The sequence below is a fragment of the Rubrivivax albus genome (genome assembly GCF_004016515.1).
Taxonomy (GTDB): Bacteria; Pseudomonadota; Gammaproteobacteria; order Burkholderiales; family Burkholderiaceae_C; genus Rubrivivax; species Rubrivivax albus.
The window spans coordinates 1-5,515 of sequence record NZ_SACT01000023.1 but is presented as its reverse complement, the minus strand read 5'-3'; the positions used below and the strand labels follow the sequence as shown (position 1 = coordinate 5,515).

The 5,515-nt window shown below is 60.4% G+C and carries 8 protein-coding genes; all 8 read right to left on the bottom strand.

Annotation, left to right across the window (positions count from 1 at the left end):
- Nucleotides 1–89 precede the first annotated feature (89 nt).
- Complete coding sequence (locus ENE75_RS24420; RefSeq protein ID WP_128201683.1) at nucleotides 90–632, bottom strand: hypothetical protein; 543 nt, start codon at nucleotides 630–632, stop codon at nucleotides 90–92.
- A 164-nt stretch (nucleotides 633–796) separates the two neighbouring features.
- The gene (locus tag ENE75_RS24415) at nucleotides 797–1,204 is read right to left on the bottom strand and encodes a DUF2784 domain-containing protein (RefSeq protein ID WP_128201681.1); all 408 of its coding nucleotides are present in this window, start codon (nucleotides 1,202–1,204) and stop codon (nucleotides 797–799) included.
- Between the two features lie 142 nt (nucleotides 1,205–1,346).
- Nucleotides 1,347–1,787 carry an HIT family protein gene (locus ENE75_RS24410; protein ID WP_128201678.1) on the bottom strand — a complete coding sequence of 147 codons (441 nt, stop codon included), beginning with the start codon at nucleotides 1,785–1,787 and terminating at the stop codon, nucleotides 1,347–1,349.
- Nucleotides 1,788–1,933: 146 nt separating this feature from the next.
- Nucleotides 1,934–2,353, bottom strand: coding sequence for a ribonuclease E inhibitor RraB (locus ENE75_RS24405; protein WP_233259268.1), 420 nt, complete (start codon nucleotides 2,351–2,353; stop codon nucleotides 1,934–1,936).
- A gap of 727 nt (nucleotides 2,354–3,080) precedes the next feature.
- Entirely contained in the window at nucleotides 3,081–3,575 is a 495-nt protein-coding gene (locus ENE75_RS24400; RefSeq protein WP_128201676.1) for a hypothetical protein, read from the bottom strand.
- 233 nt (nucleotides 3,576–3,808) lie between these two features.
- Nucleotides 3,809–4,306, bottom strand: coding sequence for a GNAT family N-acetyltransferase (locus ENE75_RS24395; RefSeq protein ID WP_128201674.1), 498 nt, complete (start codon nucleotides 4,304–4,306; stop codon nucleotides 3,809–3,811).
- 138 nt (nucleotides 4,307–4,444) lie between these two features.
- Nucleotides 4,445–4,918, bottom strand: a complete 474-nt coding sequence (locus tag ENE75_RS24390) for a hypothetical protein (protein ID WP_128201672.1) — start codon at nucleotides 4,916–4,918, stop codon at nucleotides 4,445–4,447.
- 131 nt (nucleotides 4,919–5,049) lie between these two features.
- Nucleotides 5,050–5,367, bottom strand: coding sequence for a YdhR family protein (locus ENE75_RS24385; protein ID WP_128201670.1), 318 nt, complete (start codon nucleotides 5,365–5,367; stop codon nucleotides 5,050–5,052).
- Nucleotides 5,368–5,515 lie beyond the last annotated feature (148 nt).

Genomic DNA, 5,515 nt, shown 5'->3' with positions numbered 1-5,515 from the left:
CGGCGTAAGCCTGGGCTGCAATGATGCCTCATAGGCTGCGGCCCAGGCTTACGCCGCCTGCCGGAGCGCGTCGGCGCTTGAGCGAGGGGTTAGGCCTCACCGGACTCCGCCGAGCCAGGCATGCTCTCCCACTCGACTCTTGCATGTGTGCCTTCGCCCTTAGGAATCTTCTTTCTATCGAGCATTCGAGATTCGAACTGAAAGTCCTCGGAGATCTTGACAACCAAGAGCCTATTGAAGTTGCCAGCCCGCTTGACTTGAACTTCTGAATTGGTCTTCTCGGGCGATATCGTCTTCACTTCGATGTAATCGTTGCCGAGTTTGCCGTCTGATCCGGCAGTGTGCGGCTTGTGTCGCCTAACGCCATACCTAACCTCAGCGAATAGCTCCCCGAGCTCGCCCCAAATCTGGAGGTATCGACCTGTAATTTCTCGATAGGAAACTGCGGTGTCGACTAGGCGCTCGAACACTTCCACCAGCTCTGGACTCGCGTTCGGGACCTCCTCCAGCAGATCCTCGTCATCTACCGGCTGCCACTCCCAGGGGTTGTATCCGCAAGCGGCGGCATCAGCGATCTGCCGTGGGCTATAGCCACGGTCATGCATGTCGTGGAGAAAATCCCAGTCGCTCATTCGTAGTTCCTGGTTCGAGGGCGCAAATGCTGTGCTGTGAGGCCTAACGTTCGAGCTAAGCGGATCCGCGGCGGCTTGGCACTGGGCCCGCGAGGTGCAGGATAGGCCAAGGCGCGTCGCGGGCCCAGTGCCAAGCCGTTGCGGGTCCGCGCTTGAGCGAGGTGTTAGGCGTCGCCTTTCCTGCGCCTGCCGAAGCGAGGCGGATAGCGCCACCACGCCCAGGCCACGAGAACCCCGAACGCGGTGTACATGACGGCGAAGACCCAAAGTGGCGCTTGGTAGTAGAGGACACGCTGAACCCAGTGCTCAATGAAGCTGCTCGCGTATGCAGACTGACCCGCCTGCTCGCGCAGCCACGACTCAAGAACCGTAAGCGGGCAGTACTGCCCGAGCCAAGCCTGAAGGGCGACGACTCCGATGGCCACCAGATGCAGTAGACGCCACCAGCCCTTGTTTGGCCACGACCACCCTGCCCTGTTGCCCACGATGATGGCCGGCAACCCAAGTACCACGAAGAGCACCACTCCAAAGTGCAGGAGGAGAACTGCATCTGCAAGCGCTTGATAGGGCAAAGGCGGGGGTCCGTGCGACGCCTAACGTTCGAGCTAAGCCGCGCGCGGAGGCAGGCCGCCTTGCCCGCGCGGCCGATGATGAACAACCACGGCTTCGCGGGCAAGGCGGCCTGCCTCCGCGCGTCGGCGCTTGAGCGAGGGGTTAGGCCTCAGCCCGCTGCAGCGCCGCTTGGATTGAACGCTTGAGTCCACCATGCTCGTTCTCGGAGTACTGCACCGCGTTCTGCCAGTCGTAGAACCAAGCTGGCTTGCGACGGCTCTCTGGCTGCTCGCTCATGTACCGCGGGAAGATGTGTGCGTGAAGCTCGGGCTCCGAGTTCCCAAGGACTTCGTAGTTGATGCGGAAGGCGTCTGTGACCTTCAACAAGACATCACCAAGAGTGGCCATGTCTTGCATGAACTGCGCTCTGGCTGCGCCAGTCAGATCATTCAGGCTGGGAACGACCGGATCTGAGAGCAGCAAGCAGTAGCCTGGGAGGAACTGAACGTCGCCCATCACTGCCCAGCCAGAACGCATCTTGGCAATGACCCAAGGGTTCTCTCCTCTTCTGGCCAATTCGACTCGTTCGCTGATGAGCGCCACGGCGTCCCTCCTGAGGGCCTAACGTTCGAGCTAAGCCGCGCGCAGCGGCGCGGCGCCTGGCCCGCGAAGCGCATGATAGACAGCCAGCGCTTCGTGGGCCAGGTGCCGTGCCGTTGCGCGTCGGCGCTTGAGCGAGGGGTTAGGCGTCATCGTGCGACCGGGCCGACGTCCATGCCGTCGTATGACTGAAGTCCGAACTGGCGCGCAAGTTTGTAGAACTCCTGGTTTCGCTGATGCAGCGACTCCGGCGTGTGATGCTCGATTCGCTCGACATGCAGGAAGAACGTACTCTTGTCTTCGGCCTGGTGAATGCTAACCACTTGATAGCCACGTTGTGAGAGCTGCTCCGCGACAGGCCGCAGCTTCTTGGGTTCCGGGTCCGTGAAGAAGTAGCCCCACAGGAGCTCGCCGTCGACATTCCACTTGGCGTAGCCAGGCCTAGTTCGCATGTCGGCGAACATCTCGCGCAACTGATTGAGCGATATCTCCGATCGTTCCGCGGCGGAAGCGGGCGACGTAGATCCCATGGAAAGCAACGCTGCGACAAGTAGAAGGAGTCTCTTCATGACGCCTAACGTTCGAGCTAAGCCGCGCGCGGAGGCAGGCGGCGTAAGCCTGGTCCGCGATGATGCCTCATAGGCCGGGGACCAGGCTTACGCTGCCTGCCGGAGTGCGTCGGCGCTTGAGCGAGGGGTTAGGCATCACTACTCGGCCTAATGTGCCTACGCCCACAACACATACCAAATGCCGCCTGCTTTGAGGCTAGCGCTTGGCCACAAGCATGAAAAGACTGACCAGCAAGAATATGCCACCAGCTCCCACGAATCCTGAGTTCTCCGTGTACCAGCCAACCAAAAGAACGAGCATGCCGACAACGCCAACTGCAATGCCCTTGGAGTTTGGATCTAGTGACATCAAATTCACCTTACTTAGTAGATGAGAGCACCAGCACAGAAAAGCCACTTTGGACCGGCAGACGTAGATCGAAGAAAGCCAATCAAAGCACTTCCAAATAGTTGGTTGCGCACACTAGACAGTGTCGATGCGCGTTTCGCCGCCACCATGAGACTTAAGCAGTGTCCACTGCGACGCAACGACCCATCTCTCCACCTGGACGTGCTACCGACCCGCGGCGGGGAGCCCGTGATGCCTAACGTTCGAGCTAAGCGGGCTGCGACGGCAAGGCGCCGCGCCCGCGAGGTGCAGGATAGACCATCAGCGCTTCGCGGGCGCGGTGCCTTGCCGGCGCGGGTCCGCGCTTGAGCGAGGTGTTAGGCGTCAACCCGCCTGGTCTCACCGTGGAGCCAGACTTGAACATGCTTGGCGTACTTGCAAGACGTCTGGGGGAGAGTCGATATGCACAGCAATCGCAAGTTCCTGCGGTGTCTTGTCTCGATAGTACGTCTTCTGTAGCAACTCGATCGCCATGCGATCTGATAGACCAATAATTCCTTCAACCTTCGCCCCAACCGCGATCAGCTTCTTTGATCTTCCAGATACCGGGTCAGTCTCTATGGCACCCTCCTCAATTCGAGCAGCGTGCTCCTGACAGTATTCCGGCGTCACCCAAGCGCTAGGGGAGAAGGTTCCTGAGTAGCGTTGCTTGCAGTCGATCTTGCTGGGCAACTTTCCCCAATCCCATTCGATGCCACGCGAGCGGCGAAGATGCTCTGCCCACTCGGCCGTAAGGATCTTGCACTGTTCCTCAGTGTGAAGCGGAAGGCGCGCGCACTCACTCAGCTGTGCCTTGGCAGCGACCTCGGTCCGGGCAGCCTCAGCTTGCTTCACGCACTCGCCTCGCGTCTCGGGCTTGCACCCAAATGGATTGAGGCACATTGCTTTGGCCGGCAACGCGAGTAGAAGCAGGGCTAGCGCCGAGATGAGTGGCAACATTTGACGACTAACGTTCGAGCTAAGCCGCGCGCAGCGGCACGGCGCCTGGCCCGTGCGGCGCATGATATGCACACTGCGCCGCACGGGCTAGGTGCCGTGCCGTTGCGCGTCGGCGCTTGAGCGAGGTGTTAGGCCGCACTCTGCAGCAGGCTCATTTGCAAGGCGTCGTAGTACACGCCATCAAACCGCATGGCGTGCCGCTTGGTTGCCTCTTGAACGAACCCGAGCGACTTGTACAGCCCAATGGCGCGCTCGTTGTCGGCACGCACCTCGAGTTCGATACGGGTGATGCCCTTGGCCTGGGCCTTGGCTATGCAAGCCTGCAGGAGGCGGCGCCCAATGCCCTGCCCTCGGTACGCAGGCAGCACACCCATACCCAGCGAACCACAGTGGGAGACGGCATGTGCCCAGGACGGGAAGATGTCGGCCCACCCTACAACTTGGCGCCCCTCCACCGCCATGAACTGGACGGCATCCGTAGCTACGCTCTCGCACACAAAGCCTTGGATGCGTTCCAGGGGAAGTGCCTCGATCTGGGCCAGGTAGCGCTTCTCCCGTGCCACAACATCCAAGCACTCGCGATAGCTGGCAGCGAGGTCTTCAGCTACTGGAACGATCTCAACCACGGCGTCCCCTGTGCGGCCTAACGTTCGAGCTAAGCCGCGCGCAGCGGCGCGGCGCCTGGCCCGCGAAGCGCATGATAGACAACGGGCACTTCGCGGGCCAGGTGCCGTGCCGTTGCGCGTCGGCGCTTGAGCGAGGGGTTAGGCGTCAGCTCGCTCACGCTCGTAGGCACGGCCGCGCAGACTCTGGACAACCAGGAACCCTAAACCTACCAGAGCGGACAGGAAGCCAAGCCAAGTGATGTGGACGGCAACTTCAAACGTACCGAGACCCAGGGGCAGGTAGGTCAGTTCTGGGATGACTAAGCCCAAGACGGTCAGAAGCAGAACGAGCCCATAGCCAACGGAATATGGGACGAGTACCCCGAGGAGAAGCCAGGCCACGAGACCAAGGACCTTCTTCCAGCTTCTAGCGGCGTGGGCCGTGTTGAAGGCAACTGCGAGGTACACATATAGACCAACGGCGAACATGGGGCCATGAAGTGCCGCACTCCACCAAGCACTGTATCTGTAGCCGACCAGATAGCCAGAACTGACGTAGACCGATGCCAGCGCCGCGATGGCAACACCCATGAGCGCAGCACTGCCGTTGTACGTGTTCCAGAGCGCGCGCACGACCGGGTTCCTGACGCCTAACGTTCGAGCTAAGTTGAGCGAGGTGTTAGGCGGCACTTATTGCCCGACTGTAGAAACCAACGGCAACGCCCTCTCCTCTTAGCCCGGGAAAGCCACCGATCAAGGTGAACTCACCGGTCTTCTGGGATCAGCTTGCCCAAAGCATTGTCGACAACGAGTGGGGTCTCGAAGTACCGAATGCTCGGCTCACTTCCGTAAGTGTCTTGTATCCGCTGACGCCAGGCTTCACCGTGAGCGCGCTGTGCGGACTCCTTGTTCTTCCAGAGGTAAAAGGCCCCCGCCTGCCCTGCATCAGGCTCATAGATAAACGTCTTGCGGATCAAGTCGGGTTCGCTCTGCCATCGCGGAGCGATCTCGTTCATGCCAGCGACGACTTCCTCACGCGTGATGCCTGCAGGAAGAGAGAACAGGACGTATTCGGTGATCATGTGCGCAGGGGGTAGTGTTGTGTGCCGGGCGGATTGTCAGATCAAGTGCAACACCAGAAGCGAGAAGGGGGTGAGCTGGAATACTGGCCACTTCCTCATCCGGCAAGAAGGGGTTGCAACCATGTCGTATAACCATCTCACCCTCGAA

Coding starts and splice junctions, on each gene's coding strand:
- ENE75_RS24420 (WP_128201683.1), bottom strand. CDS start 632: ATGAGCGACTGGGATTTTCTCCACGACATGCATGACCGTGGCTATAGC.
- ENE75_RS24405 (WP_233259268.1), bottom strand. CDS start 2,353: ATGAAGAGACTCCTTCTACTTGTCGCAGCGTTGCTTTCCATGGGATCT.
- ENE75_RS24385 (WP_128201670.1), bottom strand. CDS start 5,367: ATGATCACCGAATACGTCCTGTTCTCTCTTCCTGCAGGCATCACGCGT.